We start from the raw sequence: 23,989 nt of genomic DNA on the forward strand, positions 1-23,989 counted from the left end.
TTAATCTTGTTCAAATGTGACTAAAGTGTTGCAATCCGCTAAGGTTTGTTCAATGAACACAAGGGGTAGTTAATCGAGCATAGAGTGAAAACCTACCCCATTGGGTAGTTCTTAATGGGTAAGTGTGTTTCAAAGGTTTTTTAGTATTTAATAGATCAGATAATAATGAGAAAAGGGACCTAGCTTTGCCAAAAAAACCGATGCCAAGCTTTCTGCTACAGAAGTTCAAGCCACCTCAGCAACAGGTAAAACTGTCACTGAGAACCCAGCTACTGGAGCTGCTTAGCCAAGCAGAAGCAAAGAGCTTGATCACGGCTGTCAGCCCAGCAGGTTATGGCAAATCAACCTTGCTCTCTCAATATGTAGAGATGCTGAACCAGCAAGGTAAAGCTCAGGTGATCTGGATTGCTATCGACCCATCTGACAATGAGCCTAATAAGTTTTTCAACATTTTCTCTCATGCATTGGTTCACCACAATATCGCCGATAAACAGCTGATCAACCGAGCAAACAGCATCTCAGCGAATACAGATTACGACTCTTTTTTTATCGATATAGTGGCTATTCTTCATGAGGTTAAGCACTCTATTTATCTCTTTATTGACGATTTTCATTTTCTGTCTGATAAGGTGATCTTGCATTTTTTTAATCAAATTTTGCAGTATGCTCCTCAACAACTTCAGTTGATCATTTCTAGCCGGATCCAACCCAGATTAGAGATAGCTAACCTTTTGGCCAGTGGGCAGATGCTGATGCTTCAGCCGGAACATTTTAAACTCAGCATTGATGAAGCCTTTCAGCTCTACTCAGAGCAATTTAGTCAAAGTGAAATCACCGCTTTTCATGATAAGACTGAGGGGTGGGTCGTTGCTATGCAGCTTATAGCCCTCTTTCATCAGCAGCACCCAGAACTTGCTTTGACCAGTCTTCTCAACCAATCTATCGATATTCTCGACCTCTATATGTCAGAGCAGATCTACCACAAGCTCGATGCTAATGTTCAGCACTTTCTGCTGCATACTTCACTGCTGGATAGGTTTGACCCTCTCATTGCCAATTATGTCTGTGAGATAGATAACTCAACCCAATTAATGTCACAGATCATCCCCTTTAGTTCTTTAGTTATCCCCATAGACAGTCAGCAAGGCTTTTTTCGCTATCACCATCTATTTGCTGATTTTTTGAAACAGAGACTATTACAGGAGGTAGGAGAACAAACATGTAGAGAACTAAGATGCAAAGCAGCTAAATATTACGCCAATAATGACTACTTTGAAGAAGCAGTTAACCAATATATTCGCGCTAACCATATTGAATCGGCTATCGCACTTATAGCGTCAGCGGGAGGGTGGGAGCTAATTTTAACGCGAGGAATTGGCTATGTAGAATCACTCTTAAGTCAGTTTAATCGCACCCAGATCACTAACTCACCAACTCTCGGTCTCATTCAATGCTACCTGTATTTGAAACTGGGTGAGGTGAATCAAGCGTCAAACTCCTATGAGCTCGCCTACACCCTTTTCAAAGAGTACCAACAGCAAGAGAAACCCAGCTCAAGCCAGTCTCGCGATTTTAGTATTATCAAGATGCTTATCGATCTCTATCTAGACAGAGGTACCGACAATCGGCTGATTAATACATTAACTGAACTGCTCGAAACCCTTGAAGAGAGTGACCATTTAGGTCGTGGAGTGGTATTGGCAGGCCTTGGGCTTATTCATAACCAACTAGGACGATTTGAAGAGGCACATTCAGCAGCCATCTCCAGCCACCAACAGATGCAACTGGCAAATTGCTGGGTAGGGATTAATTATAATATCTTCCATCAAGGACAAAGCCTTGCTTATCGTGGACAGTTAAGCGAAGCACATGAGCTGTTTAAACGTGCCAGTAAAATGGCAAAAGAGCACCTTGGTTTAGATAGTGGACTACAATCCATGGCGAGCTGTCTCAAAGCCGATATCCACTACCAAGTCTACCAGATAGAGAAGGCAGAGGAGTTACTCGCCAGTGGCATTAAGGTATTGGAAAGTAAAGACTGTTGGCATGATATTTATGCGGTAAGCTTCAAGTTAGCCATCAATCTTGCCATTGCTCATGATGATCACAGCCTATGCCAACATTACTTACAAAGGGGTTATCTGGTCGCCCAAATAAGGCAGTTGGAGAGGCTTGAAAAACTACTAGATGTACTTAACCTAAAGGTCACAGATAAGTTTTGTCACTTGGACAAATTTAACCAACTAAACAGTCAGATCATTCGTGAAACTTATTGGCAAGCTCCTCAACCTATGTGGTTTGTAATAAGCGAGTATTACTATGTCATCGCTAACCACTATTTATCACGTAATATGAGTAATCAAGCACTCAGTTATAGCCAGAAACTCAGCCTACTAGCCCAAGAAAACAACCAAAAAATCGATCAAGTTAAAGCCTTGGGCATTCAATGTTTATCCCAGTTTTCTATCGGTAATGAGAAAAAAGCATTTAGATTAGTGACTCAGATGTTAGAACTTGCCAGCCAAGTTGGCTGTAAACAGGTGTTTTTTGAGCTTCCTAATCACATTGAGGCTCTACTGCTTAAACTGAACCTTCATAGCGACGAAAACCAACTTAGCAGTGAGGGAAACAGCTTACTTACTTGGCTAATCTCTGAGCTAAAAAAGTCACACCAAGCTCAAAATAACCCTTGGCACCTCTCCTCGCGGGAGCAACAGATCTGCCCACTACTCTCTCAAGGTTTCACCAATAAACAGATCAGTACCACCTTAGGGATCTCTGAAAACACAGTGAAGTTTCATCTTAAAAACCTCTTTCAAAAATTAGGAGTCATTAATCGTCAGCAAGCCGTACTCGCATTAGCGACACCTAAATAGCCCCTCTTTAACATCGGTAATCTTATTTAATTGTAGGTAAATATGTCTCCCCCTAGAGATACAACACTGCTTGCTGATATAGTCGTTCACATAATAAAAAATGGAAACTGATTATGTCTGAGCCAGTTAACTCAAAGGTAGAAGCAAGCGAACAGCCAGTTCATCACCTTGAAGCTGAGAGTTATGCCTGCAACATAGATCATGAGCCACTCTCCCCTGCCCAGTGGCAGGGTTTTGATCAAACTCCATTGACCTTAGTTGAGGGCCGCTACTACACCCAAGTGTTAATCGAAACTTCAGTCGCCGCACTCCTGTTTATCACTCTGCTCACAAGCTTCCTTATTATTGGTGCTGAGATGCCAATGCATATCATAGCCATCATTGTTCCGGGTCTGGTGTTAATCGCAGCAACAATTATCTGGCTTAGAGTCTCCCATGTTAAATCCATCGCTTATGGAGTCTGTGAACATGAACTCCTGATGCAGAAAGGGATAATCTGGTTTAAACGTATCTCGCTTCCCTATACACGCCTACAACATATCTCCCTCTCTCAAGGGCCTATAGAGCGTAAATTTAACTTAAGAACGTTAAAATGTTTCAGTGCTGGCAGTGGCAGCGCCGAGATTGAGCTGCCAGGACTCGAGAGCAAGGCCGCCGAAAAGCTCAGGCAGCATCTGCTCACCATGGCGAGTAAAGCCTCGCAAAAGGGTATCGAGGAAACAGAGATAACAGCTCCATTGTCACAAACAGCTCCAAGCCTCGAAGAGCTCGCTACAGACACCCGAGTAGACAGTGATAACCAAGTTGAAAACGATGCAAAGCGCTAATATGTCAGTCCAAACATCCAGATGGGCAGGGCTCTCTGCTTGGTCTATTATCAGCTATAGCTTTAGCACTATTCGACAAGTGTTGACGAATGGCTATGCCATCATCCCCTTCGTTTATACAGGCTGGCAAACAGGCTTTAACTCCCCTTGGCTTATCATAGCGATAGTTGGCGCTATCTTGGCTGTTTTTGCCTACGCCACAGTTCAGTGGGCCATGTTTCGTTATCGCCTCTATGAGGACAAACTCGGTGTTCGCCACGGGCTAATATTTAAGAAAGCCAATGAGCTCCCCCTAAGTAAAATACAGAATGTTCGTCTTGAACAACCTCTCTACTTCAGGCCGATGGGACTCTATAGCTTAGTGGTGGAAACCGCAGGTTCCAAAGAGGATGAGGCAGTATTAGCAGCGGTTAACTATGAAAGAGCGATAGCAATAAAGCAGCATCTGGTCGGGGAAAGAGCTAAAACTCAGCAAAAAGTTGGCTCCCCTTTCACTGAAGCAAAAAATCAGCCAGCGCAAGGCGCTATTCTAGACTCAGCTCTAGAATCAGTCCAAGAGCAAACCCAAGAGCAAACATTAGTGACTAAGGGGGTTAAGGATCTACTACTGTTTGGTTTATATCAAAACAACCTCTTCTGGTTTTCCATTATTGCAGGTCCCATCTTAAGCCAATTAGATTGGAGTGATATCGCCGATACTCAACTGGCGCAAAGTTCACTGCAATGGTACAACCAAGCCGCAAGCAGCAGCCTACTTTACCAAGTGCTCATCATCACACTGCTCATTATCGGCTTCTACCTGCTGCTATCACTCATCTCTATGACTGCAGCCGTACTGAAATATTACCCCTACCACTTAGGGTTAAACAGCAAAACACTCCATAGAACCGGTGGCGTGATTGCAAAACAAAATGATGCTTTAGCCCTGCATAGGGTTCAAGTCACACGTTTCTCACAAACCCTAATAGGCCGCTTATTAAAACTTTGGACGCTTCATTTTAAGCAAGTTCAAGGCACCGAGATTGAGCAAAAAGCTAAAAAGCATATGTTGATCCCAAGCATGAGCCGAGCACAGATATCTGAGTTGATGCCCCAGATTGATGAGTCTGGCACTAAGCCACAACAGCTACCAACATATTACAACCCCATCCACTTCGGTTGGTATTGGCGCAGAGCCTTACTGCCCCTACTTATCCCTCTGATCAACACCATAGGGTTAGGGCTCAACCCTATGACAGAGGTGATGTGGGCAGTTGGGCTAGCACTGAGCTTGGCTATCTACCTTAGATACCGTCAATGGGGCTACCGATTAATCGAGAATACTTGTTGGATACACAATGGTGTATTGGGGCAATCTTGGTATCAGGTTCCGCTCATCAAGGTACAACACGTCGCGATAACGCAAACCTCTGGCCAACGTAAACGTGGAACCGCCACGTTAGAACTAGGCCTGGCTAGCGGAACACAGACCATCCCCTATATGCCAGTTGAGGATGCAAGAGAGATAGCCGAACGTACACTTGTAATTACCAGTAAAGATCCCAATAACTGGATATAGATTGATAAAACCTAGTACCTAGGACCTAGTATCGAAACCAAAAAATCTAGGCTTCAAATAAAGGAGAATTATCTTGAGTAGTAAGGAACAAGTATCCCAGCAAGCAGAGCATATCACCCCAGATACCATTATCGACTTCTGGTTTAAAGAGATAGATCCTAAATGTCACTGGGTTAAAGATTTAGATTTTGACCAGCAGCTCCGTACCTGTTTCGGGCCACTACTGGAGCAAGCGAAAGCTGGCGAACTCTATCACTGGCGGGCGACTCCACAAGGCCGCTTAGCTGAGATAATTGTATTAGATCAGTTCTCCCGTAACATCTACCGCGATACCCCCCAAGCCTTCGAAGCGGATCCAATGGCATTAGTCTTAGCCCAAGAAGCCGTCGCATTTAAGGTAGATCAGGAGATTAACCCAACATATGTTCCTTTTTTGTTTATGCCCTATATGCACAGTGAATCAGCCAAGATACATGAAATAGCCATGGTGTTATTTAAACGTGAAGCTGCACAGGTAAGCTTAAGCTTTGAAGAGAGACATAAGGCGATCATCGACCGCTTTGGTCGTTACCCCCATAGAAATGAGATCCTTGGCCGGTCTTCTACGGCTGATGAGTTAGAGTTTTTGTCAGAGCCTGGGTCGTCATTCTAGTAATACAGAGCAGACTTGTCCGATAACAAGCAAGTTATCTCTTAGATTGGGCTTTAATATCAAAAAGGGTTAGCGGCTCTATTTTTTATTGGTTTGAATTTTTACATGGGCCGTTAATCGCTTTTGAACATAACCACACAGAAGCTTGTAAGTACTATTAATGAGTTTATTACACCCTATGTTTCAGATAACTCTATTAAAAGAGTAAATGATACCAGATTACCAAATAGATCAGTGTTCGCAGAGACAGAGATTATTTCATGACCTTCGCCTTCCATCTCTTCGATTTGAGCATTTAGCAATGTTAAGTCAACTTCCCCGAAGAACCTATTTGTTCTTTTATTAAAAATAACAACTTTACGCATATTAAAGCTCCATCTCTTATGCTCATCAATATTAAGAATCGCTACTGTTTTGCTTTATGCCTGCGCGCTGAACAATCTCAGTATCGAAGCCATCGATGCTCTTTTGGTTTCTTTTAACCCAATAGTTTTCGATCCCCTCAGCCCCATGTTTATCTGACCACTTTTTCAAATCATCTCGATCGCTTTCAAAAGTAAAATAGGGAACAGACATGCCACATGATGATTGCACCAGACTGATATCTAATACAAAGATTTGACGAGCAGCGACACTCTCAGGAAAGAGTTTGGCATACTGCTCCCACTCGGTATCTTTAATATGCAGTACTTCAGCTTGACCATAAGTGCGTAGAATGAGTGGCGAGCCTTCAAATGCACAAAACATGATAGTCATTCGAGGATCTTGCAGTACATGAGAGGCCGATTCATTGCCACTACCAGTTAGGTTTAACCAAGCAATTTTACTTGGACTAATCACTCGTAATGAGTCGCCCCCTTTCGGCGATAGATTCACACTGCCAGTTTGAGCTGCGGTAGCGACAAAATAGATTTTTTGCTTCTCAATAAACTCAATATGTTTACTTGAAAGCTCTGCAAATTGCTTTCCCATAAAATAAATCTCCCTATTCACCTTCATTTGAAGGCGGTATAGCATCATTTCGTATCGATTCTAGCTCGGCGTAGAGATACTCAGTAAAGAAACCATGCATCAGAAAACGTTGACTTAAATTCCAAGGGCCAACGAGGTAGTGTGGGTATTTGTTGTAGGCCATCTCTACTATCTCAGGCTTACCGATAATACGACCGATACGGATAGCGATAGATTGATCTAAGTTAAAACCGTTGATCGCATCTCGGTATTCATCCCGCTTAAGTAAGAAACAAAAAAGGCACATAAACAGCGCATGAGCAGTTTCAAAGTCAATAACTTGAGTTAGCTTTCTATCAAGTTCAAATGCCTTCATATCTATCTTTTTCCAGCGCTTCCATTTCAGCTCTGTATGCGCAATTTCCTGGGCATCTTTTGCATCCCCCAAATGATAAAAGGCATCAAATAGCTCTTGGTCATGCTTAATAAAGGTATCTCGCATCATGTCGTCGACACACTTAGGGTACAGATCAACAACCACCTCTTTGCCACTGTTTTCGGCTAAAAAGTTAATCACATTTGATTCGGTTGAGAAGTGCCTAAGGATTAACAGGTTGGCTTCAGGCGAGACGAGATTTTTACAGAACCAACAGATCATCTTTTGCAGTAATGAATGCCCACTAAACTGAGGCAGCGGCAGCCTTTTGAAGAACCAAGTTAAGTGCAGCAAGATAGCAAAAAGGAACTGTAGTATTGGCCTCAACGTCCAACGAAATGGGTTATCGAGATCTTTAACCCAGAGCTCAACCGCAGCTTTTTCAATCGGTAGTGAGTTGTCGTTCCCTATCGCCCGTATAAATGCACTCTGCTCTCTATTAGACATGGTCAACCTCCTCCAATTGAAGAATATAGAGTCTGGCAACCACTTTCGCGGTTCGCTCAATCGCTTTTATTGCCCCATCATCCACTGCAACGCGATCCACCAGCTTGTAGAGCTCTTCAAGATGATGTTCATCATTTTCACCGTGATAACGCATAAATTGAGTAGCCTCTTTGGGTAGCTCAAGCTGCTCCTCAATCAACTCTGCCCATTTGCTTGCCATCTTGTTGCCAAGCCCCTCAATGATCCACATAGCACCAATGAGATCGACAGGGTTTTCTTGACTAGCTCGATACATCAAAAAGCCGTGCAGCGCCTCTGAGCCAATATTCTTACTGCTGTTTTGAATCACATTGATATCACCACCAACAGCCACATAATCACTCTCCAACATCAGAAAATCTTTATGTTCATCTTTGGCGTGGCCAATCACAATTGAGCGAACATCGGCATACTCCCGGTTGAAACTCGATGCACAGCGGGTGATCCAGCGGGAGCCCTCGATCACCTGCTGACGTAGGTTTAACAGCAGTTTTTGGTAATCTTCATGGCTCAAGCGGCCTTGCTCTAAACGTTTAACGATAGGGGCCTTAGAGAGCGCCAGATCAAAATCAAACCAGACTTTAAGTAATGACTGAAGACAAGTTTGGCCAGAGGTTGTTAATACATCTGCTGTCATAAGCTACTCCACTACCGTTAAATGCATATAGGCACAATTAAATCGGCCACTTTCAGGCACCATACAAAACAGGGTTTCACCAACAGATAAGTCCTGTGTGGCGAGAAACTCATCCAGCATAATGAAAATAGACGCGCAGCCCGTATTTCCCCGTTCATACAGGTTTGTGTACCACTTATCCTCTGGGATCTGCACTCCAGCAACCTCAAGCATCTCAACGATTTTGCTTTTAAAGTAGGCCGATGAAAAATGACATAGCACGTGATCTATCTCTGGCACTTTGAACATCCCATCTTGTAACAGCTTTAAGAAGCCATTTACTCCGACCGAAACAATATTATCGAGCAGGCGAACATCTTGACGTAGCAGCAAGGCACCCGCTTGCTCAGCCTCACTGTACGTTGGAAAGTCTTGCCAGCTTTTAGTTGCATTTTTAGGCATCCCCACCGACATACACACTGGGTATACATCCGCATGAGAAAAGCTTTTTATCCAATCAATTCTTAAACTTTTGCCTGTTTTTCTTGGTTGGCTCTCAAGTAACAAGGCCCCTGCACCATCAGACAACATCCAACGCAAAAATTCAGCATTGAAATCTATTTCCTTCCCCTCAACTTGCTCATATCGAGTATGTTTAAACAAGCGAGAGGCTAGTTCACTGGCGATAACTAAAGCGTTAGCAGACTCCTGCGCCTTAATATTGGTATAAGCCGATTTAAGTGCCATCATGCTGCTGGAGCAGATCCCATGACTCGTCTGTAACTCAACAGAAGAGATATCTAACTCAGCTTGCACCATGCTACCAAAGCCTGGTAACACCAGATCCCCTTGGCTGGTCGCCACACTGAGCATCTCTATCTGGTGAGGCGAAATATAGCTAGCATCTAAACACCTCAGTCCTGCATTTGCTGCCATCTCGCTGTTTGATATTTGCGTTTCTTGCTGCTGATTGATCGCATAATGGCGTGTTTTTATGCCATTCGATTGCAATATTTTATGTTTCAGTCGGCTCTTTTTACCGTTTACCAAGCCTAAGATATTCTCTATCTCATCATTATCAATCGGCGGCCCTGGCAGGTAATGCCCTGTACTATTAATGTAGACACTCACTTTATTGCCCTCGATTTAATGGCCACTCGAATACATCGAATATTTTCCTCAATGTAGGGAAATACACAGACAATCGACATAAAACTTAAATAGGTCAGCAGATAACCACTGCCGCCATGTGGGGTGTCCACAGGCACAAGTGACATATTCCCTTCCCAATTAAAGGTGACTAAATTGATGAATTGTGGCCAGTTAATAATAATGATGGTGATTAACATATACATGGGAAGTGTCCCAAGATAGTTATGAGCATGCATCTCCCAGATAGAGATCTCTCTTTTTGGAGAGGCATATCTCACATCGGCATGAGCAACCATCTCGTGCAGTATCCAAGTAAAAAAGCAGATAATTAGGATGAGGACGTTAACCATATACAACAGACAGAGCACCATGGGGATTGCGATTTGAATCCCCATTAACGAGTGCATTAGGGTCTCTTTAACCCCAGAGGTGTGCTCTATTTTTGTTGCTCTATGACAGAACCAATCGGCTAATCCTGCAATGCCCCATATTGGCAATAACATAAAAAGCAAAAAGTTAATCAGTAGCTGTGACGTATCCATGTCACCGTTTCCTTAAGCGTTTATTCCAACCTTGCTAGACACGTTAACATCCCTGTATCAATTTGTAAGTGAAAAATCATTAATCTCCATGCCCATAAACTCATGGAAAATAGAGTTAAGTTGCAGTTAACTCTATTGATTAAATTGTCGACTTTATTAATTTAGGGGCAGATAGATATCGGTGATAAGTTCATGTTCAGCCACTTCAGGGAAGAAGTTGTGATAATGAAAGAAACAGGGGAAGTCGCGAAGAGATTCGCCACTTTGGGGTAACCATTGACCGTACAGATAGTGCACTTTTGCATCTAAATTATCATGGGAACCATGATGACGGATCACGGCGCAGCGTCCTTGAGGTATCACTTTATTAAGCACACCCAGGCTGTTATCAGGCACTTCATGCAGTACCGAGCCACAGATATCAAACCTGAAATCTTTAGCTGGCACAGATTTAGGATCTTCATAGATCATCCCAAATGTCTGGCTTTTGCTCACTGGTGATAAGCCAGTCTGTTTACGCCAGGCGATAAACTTAGCCGCAGACTCATTAACCAACTCAGGGGCACCACGGTGCTCAAAAACGGCAATTTTAGTCTCTGCAAAATTTACCAATTCAACCTTTTGATCTTTACCCATCTTTTTTACTCCAAAGTGATATTTCTCATTCCATTCCAACCATTTTGGCTGGCGGCGAAATTCAGTAGGAGATTGGTCAAACGCCTTCTTAAATGCCCGAGCAAAAGACTCGGGGTAATCAAACTTAGCGTCTAAGGCGATATCGATAATCTTGGCCTCATGGTCGAAGTAGAGCCGGTATGATGCCCTCTTTAACCGTAAAAGCTGAATATATTTGGCTATGCCTATACCAAGGTAATCTGAAAACTGACGGTGAAAATGATACTTAGAAAACCCTGCAAAATCACTCAGGTGATCAACTGTGAGCTCCTCATCCAAGTTTGCATAGATATAATCACAAACCCTGTCCATCACTCTGATGTAATTATCTAGATCTCCATTAGCTTGCATATCTTCCCTTGTCTGTTTAATTAGCCACTTATTATTGGGATACTCCTGTTTAGCATACCCCCTACTGAATTGTTAGCCAGTATCTAGGGAATTTAAGACGCTTTCCTAACCAAAGTTGCTCAATTGCCGAATATCTCGGTCATCCCTTACTTAAATAGGGGATGGTACCAGCAAGATCTGTATCATCGATAAGTTGAAAGCGGCTTTCACTACCAGCAACTCTAGCGCGGCCATAGGGAGCGTATTCAGGATCAGATATAAACGCCTGCACCAATGCTTCGGTTGGAAACGCTAGCAAAGCGATGAGTGTTGTCTCCAATGGGCTCCCCTCAAGGGTTTTCACATTACCACTGCGAGACAGGTATTTTCCTCCATGTCGGTGCACGATCTCATGCACTGAGGCGGCATATTCCGGCACCCAAGTATCCTCAATAATTTTAATATCTGCGATCACATATACAGTCATGTTTCTCTCCTTAGTCGAAATTAACTATGCTAATTATGCTCAATTGCTATGCCTTTCAGCTTGCCTCTAACACAACATCCTAGATAGTCCAAAAACTGGACTCGAGCAGTACAGTTTCCGTACTAGTGTTCGTAAATGGCATTTGCTAATCTTTTGGCTAAGCCCCACCTCTTGGAAACCGAGATGAGTCAACCTGGTTATAAACAATTTTGCCCAGTAGCCATGGCTGCAGAGATCTTATGTACTCGCTGGACTATGGTACTTATAAGAGAGTTAGTCGCTGGTACAACCCGTTTTAATGAGCTGCGTCGTGGGGTGCCAAAGATGTCACCTACGCTTCTATCACAAAGATTAAAAGAGCTTGAAACTGCAGGTATTTTGGAAAAAAAAGAACATAGATTCGAGAAAGGAATATTTGAATATCATTTAACCAAAGCAGGCAAAGATCTCTACCCCGTTGTTGAAGCCATGGGGAACTGGGGGCAGAAATGGGTCGAGTCTCAGATCTCTCTTAAAAATCTAGACCCCTCGTTACTCATGTGGGATATGCGTAGAAACTTAGATCCAACTCCCCTACCAACAAAACAGACGGTCATTCAGTTTCTGTACCCTGAACTATCCAGATCTAAGCAGCGTTGGTGGTTGGTTATCGAGCCCAAAGGCGATGTCGATCTCTGCTGGGCCGATCCAGGCTTTGATATCGATCTCTATGTCACCACTGACCTTCGTACCATGACAGCAATCTGGATGGGACTAACCACGGTCAAACGGGAAAGTGAGCAGATGAAACTAATAGGCACCAAAGAGATCGCATCATCGATGCAAATCTGGCTGGGGTTGAGCCCATTCGCCACGCAGAAAAAGCTGGTGCCTTAAGGTGAGATTACAGTTAACTCCATGCCCTCTGCGACTTGATAGGCGCTCTTCTAATACGTCCTCCCCCCAAACTCTTCTATCAATCAAATACAACTCAAAAGTAGCTAACTGCGCGAGAAAATGACAACAATTAGTAAACTCCCCGCTCCAGTTTATCTCTAAGCAAGTCTTCATCTTCAATCGATTCTGTAGTTTGAATAAACTTAAGATATGGTGTGGGGAGTTGGCTCTCCATTGCACCTATGATGACGTGGTTGAGATACCAAGAATAAGGCTTGAGTGATGCCGAAATATTAAGGGCGTAGTAAGTGATCGCCTCATGCTCTTCACCTGTAGCACTCACAACCTTGACCACTTTCTCACCATAGCCAACTCCCAGACTTTCGGCGAGATCTAGGTTCAACTTCTCATTTTCATCTATCTCGAAAAGAGCACCGAAAATTTGTGATTGAGGCTCATCTGTTTGATAGGCATCACACTTGCCTGAGCCATCTCTACCTAGCTTATGAAACCGCAGCTCATGGCCAGTTAAAATAAATGTGCCGATCCGTTTAGCGCTGGGGGTTCGCGCTTTTAACCTGGCAATCGACATGTTTGAGCCATATGCGAAGTATTTCATTGTTTTAAATTCCTAAGATATCTAAAAGATATCCTAATCAATACTAAGCAAGGTCGCTAACATCACATAAGGTGCGTTTAGATTTGGTATAGGGATCTTCACACTCAAAGCTAACATGGCGCTTGATATCTTTAATATCGATATCGATTGAGGAGAGTGCTAACTTTATTAATTGATAGAGGTACTCATCATGTTGAGCCGATTTTGCACTGCTAAGCTCTGAGCTTGAGCCAAATACACAAGTTATCTGAATAGAACCAGCCACATTGCCATAATGGACTCTATGGGTCAGCCACTCAAAACCTTCGACGTTCTCCAGTGCGGTTTCACACACCTGAGTCAAGACCTCTCTGATATTATGCTCAATCTTCTTGTCTGACTTTTTCATTACTGTTTAATCGAGTAATCTTCGAAATAACACTCAGCTCGATATTACTCTGATCCCTCCTGTTTTGCCTTCTCTTCATATAATTTTATAAGCATTCCCGATAGTTGCAAGATTTCCGCATTTATCATCTCTCGTTTCTTCTGTGCAACCTCTGATTTATCTCCCTGCAGATCCTTCAACTCCTGCTTGAGCTGCTCTATCCGCTCTTTAATTCGCTCGATCTGCTTATCTATTATAGATGAAGACTCAGATTCACTCCTCTCTGTGGCTTCTGCCCCCCTATCTTTAAGCTGCACCATCGCACTGCCAACATCTAATTTTTGTGCCGCTTTGCCAGCTCGTGAGATAGATACGGTGTCAGCGCTACTTATCTGAGCCGAGGTTTTATCCGGTGAGCCCCTATCCAGTTTGGGAGTGATATATCCCTCTGACACAGATCTTGTCTCTGACTTTAATGAGGTACTAAATCCATTTATGTTCACAGCTCCCCCCTATTTCAGTCGTTACTCTCAAGGTATTTTTATCAAAGCAGACGCCAAATACCCATGACTCAAGCGAACGTATCAATACGTATCAGCCTATACCCACTTATCGGCTAGCTAAGAGGTTGCTTAAGCTTTATTGAAAATAAAAAAAGAGGCTAGCCTGAAGACTAACCTCTCTGTCTAACATATCTATGGGGATAGGTGAGACAAGGTTGATGATTTTGGTAAAACTAAACGCCTCTACAGTAAGGTCGCTAACATCTCATCGGAGTATTCAACGAGCTCCTTGCCCTCACGGACTCTAGATACATAATCTGGATTTGCAATAAAAGGCCTGCCAATAGCGAGCAGATCAAATTTATCTTGAGCTATGGCACTGCTACCTGATTGGGCGGTATAACTTCCGACCCCCACTAGTGTCTTGTTATACACACTACGGACATAAGCAGATGCACTACCTCCCAAATAATCAAACTCCATGGCATCATCAAAAATACCAATATGCAGGAAGGCTAGGTTTCTCAGCTCAAGCTGAGGAAGAAGATAATCGAAAACAGCGCGATCACGCTCATCACTGGCCATATTGAAATAAGCACCTGGCGAGACTCGCAGCGCGGTTCTTTCATTGCCAATACGCTGGGCAACTGCATCCACAACTTCCAGTGCAAAGCGGGCCATATTTTCAGGAGTTTGGCCATATTCATCTTGGCGATGGTTACTGTCATGGTGCAGGAACTGATCAAGTAAATACCCGTTAGCACCATGGATCTCGACGCCATCAAAGCCTGCATCTATCGCATTTGCCGCAGCTTGTGAATAATCAGCAACAAGCTGAGCAATATCTTCATGGGTCACAGCTTTAGGCACTTGATAAGTAAGCTCACGCATTCTTGGAACACTGCCCTCTACGCCTACTGCAGAGGGAGCTAAGACATCAGTTGATCCTGTTTTCTTAAAAAAGTGTGGGTGGGCAACCCGACCTGTATGCCATAGCTGGGCAAATATCTTCCCCCCACCTTGGTGTACCGCATCAGTCACCACTCGCCAACCATCTATCTGCGCTGAGGAAAATAGACCTGGAGTATTAGGATAACCTTGACCGTCAGGGCGAATAATCACGGCTTCAGAGATAATGAGTCCAGCCTCTGCACGTCGAGCATAGTAATCCGCCATCGCCTGAGTCGGTACGAGTTCCTCATCAGCCATGCAACGGGTCAGTGGTGCCATCAAAATGCGATTTTGCAGGGTAATGGTCTCGTTGAGCGCAAAAGTTTGAAAAAGGTTATCAGTCATAGCGACCTCTGTTTCTTGAATGTTCATTCAAGATATTCTTATTTGAACGATCATTCAAGTATTATTTTGAACAAACATTCAAAATTAAGTACAATCCAGTGAACGAGAGTTAATGAGTCGCCGCCCATGCGTAATGCTGAGTTTGATAGAGAGAAAGTACTGAGATCCGCCATGACCGCCTTTATGGACAAAGGTTACGGTAAGACAAGTATGCAAGATCTGACCAAAGCGACTGGATTGCATCCCGGCTCTATCTACTGTGCTTTCGAAAATAAGCGCGGTCTTCTATTAGCCGCGTTAGAGCAGTATAAGATCGACAGAACAACTGAGTTTCAGGGTTTCTTTACTGGCAAGAAAAGTGTATTAGCAGAGCTGAAAGACTATCTGGATAATACGGTTCAGGAGTGTATTAGCTGTGAAGCCGCCAAAGCGTGTCTGCTGACAAAAGCCCTTAACGAGATGGCTCAGCAGGATGAAGAGGTGCAGAAGATCATCACTGAGAACCTAGCCAACTGGCAACAGGGGCTCGCCGACGTGTTTACACGCGCCCAAGAGCAAGGTGAACTCAGCGCAGAGCGTGACAGTCAACATCTAGCACGTTTTCTCGCCATGGGGATCTATGGACTAAGAACTTTTGCTCACACTCACCCTCAAGGAGACACACTGCAGGAGCTAGCCGATCAACTCTTCAAGGATATCTGCGCCTAGTCTTTTTAAGCTCTAAAATAGTAATCAAGCGTTCAGTCCTTAGTAGATAAAAACCTATCTGCTTGATAAATAGAGCTAGCTGGCTCATCAGTACAAAACCTTGCAAGATAAGCACAGACAAGGGCCCTGTTTTTGCGGTATTCTGTCTACTTCAAGTACTATCAAAGCGCCCTATGACCATAGATGTAACTAATCTCAACGAACCAGAAATTACCTGTGGCACTTGCCAAGCATGTTGTTGTCGCCTCCAAGTTCTAATCATCTCTGACACAGGTGTGCCCGATGAGCATATCGAAGAGGCTGAGTGGGGGGGAGAGGTGATGCGCCGTCTGGACGATGGTTGGTGCTCCGCGCTAGATCGTGAAACTAAGATGTGCACCATCTACGAACAACGTCCTTGGATATGCCGTGAATTTGAGATGGGCTCCTATGAATGCAAAACAGAGCGCACCGATAACATGTAACCTCTTGCTATAAGCATTACCTATAGCTCAACCTTGTTAACATAACTAATCCTGAGTAAGCTAACATTTATGACCCATTTCATAGCTCGTAGCTTATTAAGGATCCCCAGTGAAGCTAAGATCGATACACTACTTTCAATCTGTCTATGAACAGGGCAGTATCACCGCAGCTTCACGTCAATGTTTCGTCTCTCAGCCCTCAATCACTGCGGCAATTTCACAGCTAGAACAGCAACTCAATGTTGAGCTGTTTGTGCGCCATACAGGTGGCGTTCGTCCAACTTCCGCCGCCGATAAACTCTATCCATTGGCGAGAGAGATGAGTGAAAATGAGCAAGCTATTCTGCATCTTTTTAAAGATAGTCCCGCCCCAGTGCCGCTCCGTTTAGGCCTAATGCGCTCTCTCGGTGCTCAACGTATGAGTGATTTACTGACAGAGTTGACCCAAAGGATCGACAATCTTGAACTCACTCTTGTGGAGCCTGACGAGCCCAGTGATGCCAGAGTCGTTTTATCTCAATCAGCATCCAGTAGCGAAGACTTTATCCCTATTTGGGAAGATAAGTACCAACTCGCAATCCCCTGTAACTGGTCTTTAGCTTCTAAACCTATTATCAAGATAGAAGATCTCGATGGACTGCCCTTCATTAATCGCACGCCATGTGATGTACAGGACAGGGTTAAACATGCCATGACCAAATGTGGCGCCCAATTTCAGTCCAGAGCCAATATACGCACCATAGAATATACTTGGCCCATGGTCTGCGCTGGCGTAGGCGCAGCTCTCCTTCCCGATTGGCAGGAGATAAAACACAATAAGGCCTTAGTGTTAAGGCCGATTGAGGGGGAGAAATTAATTAAACAGATAGGGTTAGCTTACAGTGCCAGTCGGCTGAGTGAGCCAGTTATTGCGGCGGTGATATCCGTTTGCCGAGGCAAGGCATAACAGGCGCTAACAGCTGTAAATGCTACTGATGAGGCGACAGTAACTTGAGTCAACTAACGCCTCATTTAACGGATCATTTAACCACAAGCACCGGACACTTAGCTTTATTAGCAACGGCTTCCGATACATTAGGGTTAAGCAAGTGAGATAAACCTGTGTGACCATGACTGGCGATCACTATCATCCCCACTTCCTGCTCAATACTCTCCTCTATTATTTGCGCCATCACATCCCCGCTCCTAACCACAGGAATGACACTGAGCGCTTCATCTAGATAAGCCTCAATTTCACTGGCTAACTTAGTGAGCTTCTCTTTTGAGAAATTTTCCATCTTATACTCAAGCTCAGCCGGCGTTTCTACCGCTATGCCATAGTTATGATGGCCTAATGCTTCGCTATTGATATGCAGCAATCGAATATCGACATGATAAAGATTCGCCATCTCGATGGCATATTTCAGCGCATGGGAGGCAGTTTCAGAAAAATCCGTTGGGCATAAAATCTGACGAGTACGCATAATTAGCTTCTCCTAACTCACTGTTTAACTTCAATTCCGTTTAAACTCAATCATCCAATCTCATTACTTCACGGCTTTTATTTCACCACTAAGACTGGACATTTAGCACGATTCGCTATCCCTTCGGCGACATTTGTGTGTAGAAAATGTGATAAACCGCTACGGCCATGACTGGCCATGACTATCATTCCAACATCAAACTCAACTGCATCAGCTAAGATCTCCTCAATGGGAGAGCCCCGCCTAATAACAGTCTCCATCGGTAGCTCACTTTTTAGTTCAGAGAGCAGGTGGCGCATCTTATCTGCAGCCGCGTCCTCCATGCTCTTAGCCAACTCCTCGGGAGTAATGGCGAGTATCTGGTAGTTTTCAGCACCCACAGGCTGATCCACCACATGGATTAATCTCAACCCTACCTGATAAAAATTGGCCATTTCAATAGCGTACCTTAATGCATGAGATGCCGTTTCGGAAAAGTCCGTTGGACAGAGTATTTGTCTGGTTCTCATAACTACCTCCTATGACCTCATAATTATAGTTTTTTCTTAGCCATCCTTTACCGAAAAACCTCTCTCCTTACATTAATTCTAGTTTTATGCAGCCCTAAAAATGTTGATCTTGATCACACATACTGCTTACTTAGTCTCTTAATTTATATGCTAAATAAAGCCATGTTCCGCCTACAACCCGCTTTAAAAACTTAAGACTAAATATCAAGGTAATTAAAGTTAAAACAACCAGAAAACAGCCACAAAAACAGTTCTCATCACTAAAAACCTCATTTTTAATATATGAATACCTGAAATTTTAGCTAACTAAGCTCGGTCTTGATTTTAGGTAGATATGCTGGCTTTTGAGACCGGATAAATGAGCCGTTCACAATCAAAACAGTTTTTTTATGTGGTTACCTGAAAATTGTCACTAATCTTATACCTGAGTTCAATAATTAATCAAAAAGGGTAATATCATGAATACTAAAGCTCAAGCCACCCTGACAGGGGCAGCTCTTGCACTGACAATGGCAGGACTAACTGGTTGTGCTAGTACAGAAAAGTCGGAAACAACTCAAGCGGCAATGGCAAAAGGTAGCACTGATCTCGTCCACTGTTATGGCGTTAATGTCTGTAAAGGTCATAACGATTGTAAGACAGCAACCAACGCTTGTGGCGGTCATGCAAGCTGTAAAGGCACTGGTTTTGTCGCTATGCCATCAAAGAGCTGCGCAGATGTGGGTGGCAAGATTCAGGATGATTGGGTCGGCAGTATCGCTAAAACTGACTTAGTTCATTGCTACAGTGTGAACGTCTGTAAAGGTCACAATGACTGTAAAACAGCCAATAATGCTTGTGGTGGACACGCCAGCTGTAAAGGCACAGGCTTTGTTTCGGCTCCAGCTAAATCATGTGCGGATATTGGCGGCAAGGTAGGCGCTTAATCTTATATCGTAAACAAAACAGGCAGCAGATCCTTTTCGCTGCCTTTATTTACCACTAATCAAGGTGAACCCAGAGTGACAGAAACGGCACTGACACAAGATTTTCTCGGATTTGGATTGGGCTTAAGAACCAATCACTTTGACCATGTTCTGACAAATCGCCCCGATATAGACTGGTTTGAAGTATTATCGGAAAACTACATGGTGGCAGGTGGCAAGCCTAGATACTATCTTGAAGCCATAGCCGAACAATATCCGATTGTGATGCACGGTGTGTCTATGTCCATCGGCAGTACCGACCCTCTGGATATGGAGTATTTAACCGCCCTTAAAAAGCTCGCTAATGATGTTCAACCTCAATGGATCTCAGACCATATCTGCTGGACCTCTATTCATGGAGTGAATAGCCATGATCTTCTGCCCCTGCCCTACACCGAAGAGACCATCAAGCATGTGGCTGAGCGCGTAGTTCAAGTTCAAGATTTTCTAGGCAGACGGATCTTGTTAGAGAACGTCTCCAGCTACCTCTCCTATCAAGACTCAACCATGGACGAGTGGACGTTTCTCAATGCGGTCGCTGAGCAAGCCGACTGCCTCATACTTTTAGATATCAATAACATCTATGTAAGTGCTAGAAATCATAATTTCGACCCTGTCACTTACCTCAACAAGATCGACCCTAAACGGGTACAACAGTTTCATCTTGCTGGCCACTCTGACTATGGAGATTATGTTGTCGATACCCATGATCACGACGTGCCTAATAGTGTGTGGGAGCTTTACCGTATCGCCCTTGAACGTTTCGGTGCCGTCAGTACTATGATAGAGCGAGATGGCAATATCCCTGAGTTTCCGGCATTAGAACAGGAATTACAGATAGCCAGAGATATTGCAGATAAGACATTGCCTGAACTCGCTTCTCAGCTAGCGAGTCTCAATAGACAAGCTCAAAAACAGAGCTCAAAAACAGGAGTGTTTTGATGACGAGTCTTAAGCAAACACAAGCACTCTTTATGGATTACATACTCTCAGATAAAGAGAGTGATGCCGCCCAAGGTGATAAGTTTTCAGCTTTCTCCTCTATTATCACAGCTAAGAGTGAAGAGGATGGCAAAACCCGACTTGGGATCTATGCCAGCGCCTATCGACTTAGATTAATTGAGACCATAGAGACAGATCACGAGATCTTAGGGATATACCTAGGCGATGAGCTTTTTGACAAGATGGCTCAAGCCTATATCAATGCGCACCCTTCATCATTTCGCTCGCTGCGGCACTTCTGTGACGCCCTACCGCAATTTTTAAGTGACGATAGCTTCTTCAGCCAATACCCTATCTTATCCCATATTGCCGCTTTCGAGCGTCGTCTACTCAACGCTTTCGATGCCGAAGAGCAGCCTAGAGCTAGCTTTACCGAACTTGAACAACTTGCCCCAGAGCACTGGCCCGAAAGCCAATTCAGATTCCACTCTAGCGTGCAAATATTTCAGTGCCAAAGTAATGCAGTCGAAAGCTGGCAAGCCTTGAAAAATGCGCAAACACCGCCCCAACCCGACTACAGTATCGCCAGTGCCTGGCTGCTCTGGCGAGGTGAAGAGCGACTCACCGAGTTTATCTCTCTCACTGAGTATCAGCTGGTGCTTTTAGAGGGCTTCATCAAGGGTAATACCTTAGCCCAGCAGTGCGAACTCATGCTCAACTACTTTGATGAGGAGCAAGCTCCCGTTAAGATATTACAAGCGATACGAGCTTGGTTCGAGATGGGGATCATCCGCGCAATCGCGTAAACATTGATAGTTAAAGTTACTTGGGATAAGCCTCCCCCTCCTCTTGGCTGACACTGGCTGAAGAGGCATGCCTATGTATCCATCGCCAGCGATCCGTTTTCTTCAACACCACACTCCATCTAATAGGGATCAATAACTGCTCTCCCTGATAGTCAACATCTATGGTTAACGAGACAGACACTACGGCGCAGTCACCTGAGATGATGATATTTCTCCAGCCCCACAAAAAACGATTCGCTTTGGCTTCGGCAAAGTTTCTAAGAAACAACTGCCTTACCGAATCTCGCCCCTCACAGAGTTCATCCTCCCCAGTTCCAATAACAGAGATCTCTTCACTGTCATCAAAAACATGCATTAAGGCTTCGATATCTTTTGCACAGTAAGCCGATGCATAATCTTCAAGGGTTTTGAGTATTGCTTCGAGTTCACTCATCTTCTCTCCTTCATTCGCTCCCATTTCACTAATCTAGGTCTAGTTCACCAATAACAGGTTATACCTAAGCCAGTAGCAAGCCAAAATAAACTGGACGTTTTTTATTCACTGATTTAAGATAGACAAATAGACCGACCAATCAGTCGGTTTATCTTTTGTATATTTTGATGAAACAAAAGAGCAGCCGTACTCACATTTACCCTAAGCAGGAGCGAGCAGATGAACATGCCTATTCAACAGACAGAGAGTGACCTAGCTCAAGGAGTTAACTTAAACGAACTTCTTCAATCTCAGCAGCAAAGCTATCGCTCTCAACCCGCTCCCACCTATGAACTTAGAGTAAAACAACTTAATGCACTTAAAGCTGCACTACTTAAATTTAAGCAGCCTCTAGCTGAAGCACTTAACCGAGATTACGGCACACGATCTGTCGACGACACAATGATCTCAGACATCATGCCCTGCCTTAACAACATCAACTACAGTCTTAAAAACCTTAAGAAGTGGATGAAACCAAGCCGCCGTCATGCTGGGCTCCTGCTCGCTCCAGCTAAGGTAAAGGTTCAATACCAACCTGTAGGAGTTGTCGGCATTATCGTGCCTTGGAACTTTCCAGTGATGCTCTCGGTTGGCCCACTTATTACCGCACTCTCTGCCGGTAATCGTGCCATGTTAAAGCTGTCTGAGTTTACTCCTGAGACCAATAAGGTGATCACAGAGATGCTAAGCAGTATCTTTGATATCAATACCGTTGCCGTCGTTGAAGGGGAAGCCGATGTGGCCGCAGAGTTCTCAGCACTCCCTTTCGATCACCTGCTTTTTACAGGCTCTACTACAGTGGGCCGCCATGTGATGCGTGCAGCAGCTGCTAATCTAACGCCAGTCACTCTAGAGTTAGGTGGAAAATCCCCTGTTATCGTAGCGCCTGATATGCCGATAGAGACTGCCGTTGAGCGAATGATCTATGGTAAATGCCTCAACTCAGGCCAAATATGTGTGGCACCGGATTACATCTTAGTGCCGAAAGAGAAACAGGTTGAGTTTATTACCGCCTACCAGAAAAAGTTCACCGCCATGTATGGCAAAGTGAGTGAAAACAGTGACTACGGCGCTATCATCAATCAGCGCCAGTTCGAGCGCTTAACCTCAGTGCTCGAAGATGCCAAAGCTAAAGGCGCCACTGTAGTCAGCGCCAATAATGAAGCGATCAACACAGAGAAACGCAAAATTCCCACTCAACTTATCACCAACGTCAGTGATGAGATGATATTAATGCAAGATGAGATATTCGGGCCTCTGCTGCCCATATTAGGTTATGACAATCTCGATGAGGCGATAGCCTACATCAATGACAGGCCCCGCCCACTAGCACTCTACTTGATGAGCTTTAACCAAGGTACTCAAGATAAGGTGCTTAATAACACCCACTCAGGTGGTGTCTGTATCAATGAAACCGTCTTCCACGTTGCGGCCGATGATGCGCCATTTGGCGGTATCGGACCATCGGGCATGGGACATTATCACGGCAAAGAGGGCTTCTTGACCTTAAGTCATGCCAAAACAGTACTTAGTCGAGGTAAACTCAACACAGGTAAATTTGTTCACCCACCTTACGGTACGGGTATTCAGGCCATGCTATACAAGCTATTTATGCGATAGCTATTTCGAGTTTCGAGTTTCGAGTTTCGAGTTTCGAGTTTCGAGTTTCGAGTTTCGAGTTTCGAGTTTCGAGTTTCGAGTTTCGAGTTTCGAGCAGTAGCCTAAAGCAACGCCTAATAGCACTTAAACGAATAATATGAATATAAAACAGTGATAAATATAAGCAATCGATGAGCAAACCAGATAAGAAACAAGCGATTTTAGATACCGCACTGACGCTATTTGTCAGCCAAGGTTTTTATGCTACCTCCACCGCCTCTATCGCCAAACAGGCGGGGGTGGCGACAGGTACCCTGTTCCACCATTTCCCCTCAAAAGATGAGTTGATGAACCACCTGTTTATCTCCATTAAGCAGGAGTTTGCTGACGCTATCATAGTTTCAATCACTGACAGCGGTGAACTAGAACAGGATGCACAACGTCTCTGGTACGCTGCGATTCAATGGGCCATGGATAATCCCCTCAAGCAGGAGTTCTTCCAACAATACTCCATGTCCCCCTCTATCCCACTTGAGATCCGCGAACAAGCGATGAACTCAATACTCAGCTTCATGGGATCCCTGATGCAACAAGGACAAGCCCTAGGACTGTTTGCATCTTACCCATTAGATCTTATGCAGGACAACTGCCACGGCCAATACCTCGCCGCCACCCGTTACTTTCTCGATAACCCAGATAAATGGCAGCTGCCGGCACACAAAGAAGCCAGCTTTGCGATGTTTTGGAATGCGATGAGAACGGATAACGGATAACGGATAACGGATAACGAAAATATAATAGTGCCTCACTAG

At 44.2% G+C, this 23,989-nt stretch carries 28 protein-coding genes; 13 read left to right on the forward strand and 15 right to left on the reverse strand.

The genetic code is table 11. The features are described 5' to 3' along the window. The first annotated feature begins 185 nt into the window (after positions 1-185). From K0625_RS02350 to K0625_RS02365, 4 genes are all read left to right on the forward strand, one after another. A complete protein-coding gene (locus K0625_RS02350; RefSeq protein ID WP_220108196.1) occupies positions 186-2,876 on the forward strand; it encodes a winged helix-turn-helix domain-containing protein in 2,691 nt (896 codons plus the stop codon). A 113-nt stretch (positions 2,877-2,989) separates the two neighbouring features. After that, complete coding sequence (locus K0625_RS02355; RefSeq protein ID WP_220108197.1) at positions 2,990-3,703, forward strand: PH domain-containing protein; 714 nt, start codon at positions 2,990-2,992, stop codon at positions 3,701-3,703. 1 nt (position 3,704) lies between these two features. Then, positions 3,705-5,261, forward strand: a complete 1,557-nt coding sequence (locus tag K0625_RS02360) for a PH domain-containing protein (RefSeq protein WP_220108198.1) — start codon at positions 3,705-3,707, stop codon at positions 5,259-5,261. Between the two features lie 73 nt (positions 5,262-5,334). Then, positions 5,335-5,913 carry a DUF924 family protein gene (locus tag K0625_RS02365; protein WP_220108199.1) on the forward strand — a complete coding sequence of 193 codons (579 nt, stop codon included), beginning with the start codon at positions 5,335-5,337 and terminating at the stop codon, positions 5,911-5,913. Between the two features lie 176 nt (positions 5,914-6,089). Here K0625_RS02365 and K0625_RS02370 read toward each other — a convergent pair whose 3' ends face one another. The 8 genes from K0625_RS02370 to K0625_RS02405 form a co-directional block, all read right to left on the reverse strand. Then, on the reverse strand, positions 6,090-6,278 hold the full coding sequence (locus tag K0625_RS02370) for a hypothetical protein (protein ID WP_220108200.1): 189 nt from the start codon (positions 6,276-6,278) through the stop codon (positions 6,090-6,092). A 31-nt stretch (positions 6,279-6,309) separates the two neighbouring features. Continuing rightward, entirely contained in the window at positions 6,310-6,885 is a 576-nt protein-coding gene (locus tag K0625_RS02375; RefSeq protein WP_220108201.1) for a pyridoxamine 5'-phosphate oxidase family protein, read from the reverse strand. Positions 6,886-6,898: 13 nt separating this feature from the next. Beyond that, positions 6,899-7,747 carry a DUF6999 family protein gene (locus K0625_RS02380; RefSeq protein WP_220108202.1) on the reverse strand — a complete coding sequence of 283 codons (849 nt, stop codon included), beginning with the start codon at positions 7,745-7,747 and terminating at the stop codon, positions 6,899-6,901. Next, positions 7,740-8,423 (reverse strand): iron-containing redox enzyme family protein, encoded by a 684-nt coding sequence (locus tag K0625_RS02385; protein ID WP_220108203.1) that lies wholly within the window; start codon positions 8,421-8,423, stop codon positions 7,740-7,742. The genes K0625_RS02380 and K0625_RS02385 overlap by 8 nt, the downstream gene beginning before the upstream one ends. Positions 8,424-8,426: 3 nt before the next feature. After that, positions 8,427-9,533 carry a beta-ketoacyl-ACP synthase III gene (locus K0625_RS02390; RefSeq protein WP_220108204.1) on the reverse strand — a complete coding sequence of 369 codons (1,107 nt, stop codon included), beginning with the start codon at positions 9,531-9,533 and terminating at the stop codon, positions 8,427-8,429. Continuing rightward, positions 9,530-10,096: a diguanylate cyclase gene (locus tag K0625_RS02395; RefSeq protein WP_220108205.1), complete on the reverse strand. Its 567-nt coding sequence runs from the start codon at positions 10,094-10,096 to the stop codon at positions 9,530-9,532. The genes K0625_RS02390 and K0625_RS02395 overlap by 4 nt, the downstream gene beginning before the upstream one ends. Before the next feature lie 156 nt (positions 10,097-10,252). After that, entirely contained in the window at positions 10,253-11,122 is an 870-nt protein-coding gene (locus K0625_RS02400; protein WP_220108206.1) for an AraC family transcriptional regulator, read from the reverse strand. Positions 11,123-11,261: 139 nt separating this feature from the next. Next, entirely contained in the window at positions 11,262-11,588 is a 327-nt protein-coding gene (locus K0625_RS02405; protein WP_220108207.1) for a DUF1330 domain-containing protein, read from the reverse strand. A gap of 183 nt (positions 11,589-11,771) precedes the next feature. Here K0625_RS02405 and K0625_RS02410 point away from each other — a divergent pair, with 183 nt between their 5' ends. After that, positions 11,772-12,464 carry a winged helix-turn-helix transcriptional regulator gene (locus tag K0625_RS02410; protein WP_220108208.1) on the forward strand — a complete coding sequence of 231 codons (693 nt, stop codon included), beginning with the start codon at positions 11,772-11,774 and terminating at the stop codon, positions 12,462-12,464. A 130-nt stretch (positions 12,465-12,594) separates the two neighbouring features. Here the strand turns inward: K0625_RS02410 and K0625_RS02415 are convergent, their stop codons facing one another. The 4 genes from K0625_RS02415 to K0625_RS02430 form a co-directional block, all read right to left on the reverse strand. Then, positions 12,595-13,083: a gamma-glutamylcyclotransferase family protein gene (locus tag K0625_RS02415; RefSeq protein ID WP_220108209.1), complete on the reverse strand. Its 489-nt coding sequence runs from the start codon at positions 13,081-13,083 to the stop codon at positions 12,595-12,597. Between the two features lie 43 nt (positions 13,084-13,126). After that, entirely contained in the window at positions 13,127-13,471 is a 345-nt protein-coding gene (locus K0625_RS02420; RefSeq protein WP_220108210.1) for a Fis family transcriptional regulator, read from the reverse strand. Positions 13,472-13,515: 44 nt separating this feature from the next. Next, positions 13,516-13,953 carry a hypothetical protein gene (locus K0625_RS02425; protein ID WP_220108211.1) on the reverse strand — a complete coding sequence of 146 codons (438 nt, stop codon included), beginning with the start codon at positions 13,951-13,953 and terminating at the stop codon, positions 13,516-13,518. A 243-nt stretch (positions 13,954-14,196) separates the two neighbouring features. Further along, a complete protein-coding gene (locus K0625_RS02430; protein ID WP_220108581.1) occupies positions 14,197-15,249 on the reverse strand; it encodes an alkene reductase in 1,053 nt (350 codons plus the stop codon). Positions 15,250-15,375: 126 nt separating this feature from the next. On the opposite strand from K0625_RS02430, the gene K0625_RS02435 reads away from it, so the two are divergent. From K0625_RS02435 to K0625_RS24520, 3 genes are all read left to right on the forward strand, one after another. Then, the gene (locus K0625_RS02435; RefSeq protein ID WP_220108212.1) at positions 15,376-15,957 is read left to right on the forward strand and encodes a TetR/AcrR family transcriptional regulator; all 582 of its coding nucleotides are present in this window, start codon (positions 15,376-15,378) and stop codon (positions 15,955-15,957) included. Between the two features lie 173 nt (positions 15,958-16,130). Continuing rightward, positions 16,131-16,421 (forward strand): YkgJ family cysteine cluster protein, encoded by a 291-nt coding sequence (locus tag K0625_RS02440; RefSeq protein WP_220108213.1) that lies wholly within the window; start codon positions 16,131-16,133, stop codon positions 16,419-16,421. 109 nt (positions 16,422-16,530) lie between these two features. Continuing rightward, on the forward strand, positions 16,531-17,367 hold the full coding sequence (locus K0625_RS24520; RefSeq protein WP_220108214.1) for a LysR family transcriptional regulator: 837 nt from the start codon (positions 16,531-16,533) through the stop codon (positions 17,365-17,367). A 73-nt stretch (positions 17,368-17,440) separates the two neighbouring features. Here the strand turns inward: K0625_RS24520 and K0625_RS02450 are convergent, their stop codons facing one another. Together K0625_RS02450 and K0625_RS02455 are read right to left on the reverse strand one after the other, a co-directional pair. Continuing rightward, a complete protein-coding gene (locus K0625_RS02450) occupies positions 17,441-17,884 on the reverse strand; it encodes a universal stress protein (protein WP_220108215.1) in 444 nt (147 codons plus the stop codon). Positions 17,885-17,961: 77 nt separating this feature from the next. Further along, on the reverse strand, positions 17,962-18,393 hold the full coding sequence (locus tag K0625_RS02455; RefSeq protein ID WP_220108216.1) for a universal stress protein: 432 nt from the start codon (positions 18,391-18,393) through the stop codon (positions 17,962-17,964). Positions 18,394-18,851: 458 nt separating this feature from the next. On the opposite strand from K0625_RS02455, the gene bufA2 reads away from it, so the two are divergent. The 3 genes from bufA2 to K0625_RS02470 all read left to right on the forward strand — a co-directional run bounded on the left by bufA2 (position 18,852) and on the right by K0625_RS02470 (position 21,106). Next, positions 18,852-19,319 carry a BufA2 family periplasmic bufferin-type metallophore gene (gene bufA2 / locus K0625_RS02460; protein ID WP_012326646.1) on the forward strand — a complete coding sequence of 156 codons (468 nt, stop codon included), beginning with the start codon at positions 18,852-18,854 and terminating at the stop codon, positions 19,317-19,319. Between the two features lie 75 nt (positions 19,320-19,394). Then, positions 19,395-20,300 carry an MNIO family bufferin maturase gene (bufB, locus tag K0625_RS02465; RefSeq protein WP_220108217.1) on the forward strand — a complete coding sequence of 302 codons (906 nt, stop codon included), beginning with the start codon at positions 19,395-19,397 and terminating at the stop codon, positions 20,298-20,300. Beyond that, the gene (locus tag K0625_RS02470; protein WP_220108218.1) at positions 20,300-21,106 is read left to right on the forward strand and encodes an HvfC/BufC N-terminal domain-containing protein; all 807 of its coding nucleotides are present in this window, start codon (positions 20,300-20,302) and stop codon (positions 21,104-21,106) included. The genes bufB and K0625_RS02470 overlap by 1 nt, the downstream gene beginning before the upstream one ends. Positions 21,107-21,122: 16 nt before the next feature. Here the strand turns inward: K0625_RS02470 and K0625_RS02475 are convergent, their stop codons facing one another. Then, complete coding sequence (locus K0625_RS02475) at positions 21,123-21,539, reverse strand: nuclear transport factor 2 family protein (RefSeq protein WP_232846891.1); 417 nt, start codon at positions 21,537-21,539, stop codon at positions 21,123-21,125. Between the two features lie 219 nt (positions 21,540-21,758). On the opposite strand from K0625_RS02475, the gene K0625_RS02480 reads away from it, so the two are divergent. Together K0625_RS02480 and K0625_RS02485 are read left to right on the forward strand one after the other, a co-directional pair. After that, positions 21,759-23,198, forward strand: a complete 1,440-nt coding sequence (locus K0625_RS02480; RefSeq protein WP_220108220.1) for a coniferyl aldehyde dehydrogenase — start codon at positions 21,759-21,761, stop codon at positions 23,196-23,198. 170 nt (positions 23,199-23,368) lie between these two features. Beyond that, a complete protein-coding gene (locus K0625_RS02485; protein ID WP_220108221.1) occupies positions 23,369-23,950 on the forward strand; it encodes a TetR/AcrR family transcriptional regulator in 582 nt (193 codons plus the stop codon). The last annotated feature ends 39 nt before the right edge of the window (positions 23,951-23,989 follow it).

Source organism: Shewanella nanhaiensis (assembly GCF_019457885.1).
Lineage (GTDB): Bacteria > Pseudomonadota > Gammaproteobacteria > Enterobacterales > Shewanellaceae > Shewanella > Shewanella nanhaiensis.

Bases quoted from the DNA above. Each gene is read 5' to 3' on its own strand.
- K0625_RS02355 (WP_220108197.1), top strand. From the start codon at position 2,990: ATGTCTGAGCCAGTTAACTCAAAGGTAGAAGCAAGCGAACAGCCAGTT.
- K0625_RS02360 (WP_220108198.1), top strand. From the start codon at position 3,705: ATGTCAGTCCAAACATCCAGATGGGCAGGGCTCTCTGCTTGGTCTATT.
- K0625_RS02370 (WP_220108200.1), bottom strand. From the start codon at position 6,278: ATGCGTAAAGTTGTTATTTTTAATAAAAGAACAAATAGGTTCTTCGGG.
- K0625_RS02375 (WP_220108201.1), bottom strand. From the start codon at position 6,885: ATGGGAAAGCAATTTGCAGAGCTTTCAAGTAAACATATTGAGTTTATT.
- K0625_RS02380 (WP_220108202.1), bottom strand. From the start codon at position 7,747: ATGTCTAATAGAGAGCAGAGTGCATTTATACGGGCGATAGGGAACGAC.
- K0625_RS02385 (WP_220108203.1), bottom strand. From the start codon at position 8,423: ATGACAGCAGATGTATTAACAACCTCTGGCCAAACTTGTCTTCAGTCA.
- K0625_RS02395 (WP_220108205.1), bottom strand. From the start codon at position 10,096: ATGGATACGTCACAGCTACTGATTAACTTTTTGCTTTTTATGTTATTG.
- K0625_RS02400 (WP_220108206.1), bottom strand. From the start codon at position 11,122: ATGCAAGCTAATGGAGATCTAGATAATTACATCAGAGTGATGGACAGG.
- K0625_RS02405 (WP_220108207.1), bottom strand. From the start codon at position 11,588: ATGACTGTATATGTGATCGCAGATATTAAAATTATTGAGGATACTTGG.
- K0625_RS02410 (WP_220108208.1), top strand. From the start codon at position 11,772: ATGAGTCAACCTGGTTATAAACAATTTTGCCCAGTAGCCATGGCTGCA.
- K0625_RS02415 (WP_220108209.1), bottom strand. From the start codon at position 13,083: ATGAAATACTTCGCATATGGCTCAAACATGTCGATTGCCAGGTTAAAA.
- K0625_RS02420 (WP_220108210.1), bottom strand. From the start codon at position 13,471: ATGAAAAAGTCAGACAAGAAGATTGAGCATAATATCAGAGAGGTCTTG.
- K0625_RS02430 (WP_220108581.1), bottom strand. From the start codon at position 15,249: ATGACTGATAACCTTTTTCAAACTTTTGCGCTCAACGAGACCATTACC.
- K0625_RS02435 (WP_220108212.1), top strand. From the start codon at position 15,376: ATGCGTAATGCTGAGTTTGATAGAGAGAAAGTACTGAGATCCGCCATG.
- K0625_RS02440 (WP_220108213.1), top strand. From the start codon at position 16,131: ATGACCATAGATGTAACTAATCTCAACGAACCAGAAATTACCTGTGGC.
- K0625_RS02450 (WP_220108215.1), bottom strand. From the start codon at position 17,884: ATGCGTACTCGTCAGATTTTATGCCCAACGGATTTTTCTGAAACTGCC.
- K0625_RS02455 (WP_220108216.1), bottom strand. From the start codon at position 18,393: ATGAGAACCAGACAAATACTCTGTCCAACGGACTTTTCCGAAACGGCA.
- bufA2 (WP_012326646.1), top strand. From the start codon at position 18,852: ATGAATACTAAAGCTCAAGCCACCCTGACAGGGGCAGCTCTTGCACTG.
- K0625_RS02470 (WP_220108218.1), top strand. From the start codon at position 20,300: ATGACGAGTCTTAAGCAAACACAAGCACTCTTTATGGATTACATACTC.
- K0625_RS02475 (WP_232846891.1), bottom strand. From the start codon at position 21,539: ATGAGTGAACTCGAAGCAATACTCAAAACCCTTGAAGATTATGCATCG.
- K0625_RS02480 (WP_220108220.1), top strand. From the start codon at position 21,759: ATGAACATGCCTATTCAACAGACAGAGAGTGACCTAGCTCAAGGAGTT.
- K0625_RS02485 (WP_220108221.1), top strand. From the start codon at position 23,369: ATGAGCAAACCAGATAAGAAACAAGCGATTTTAGATACCGCACTGACG.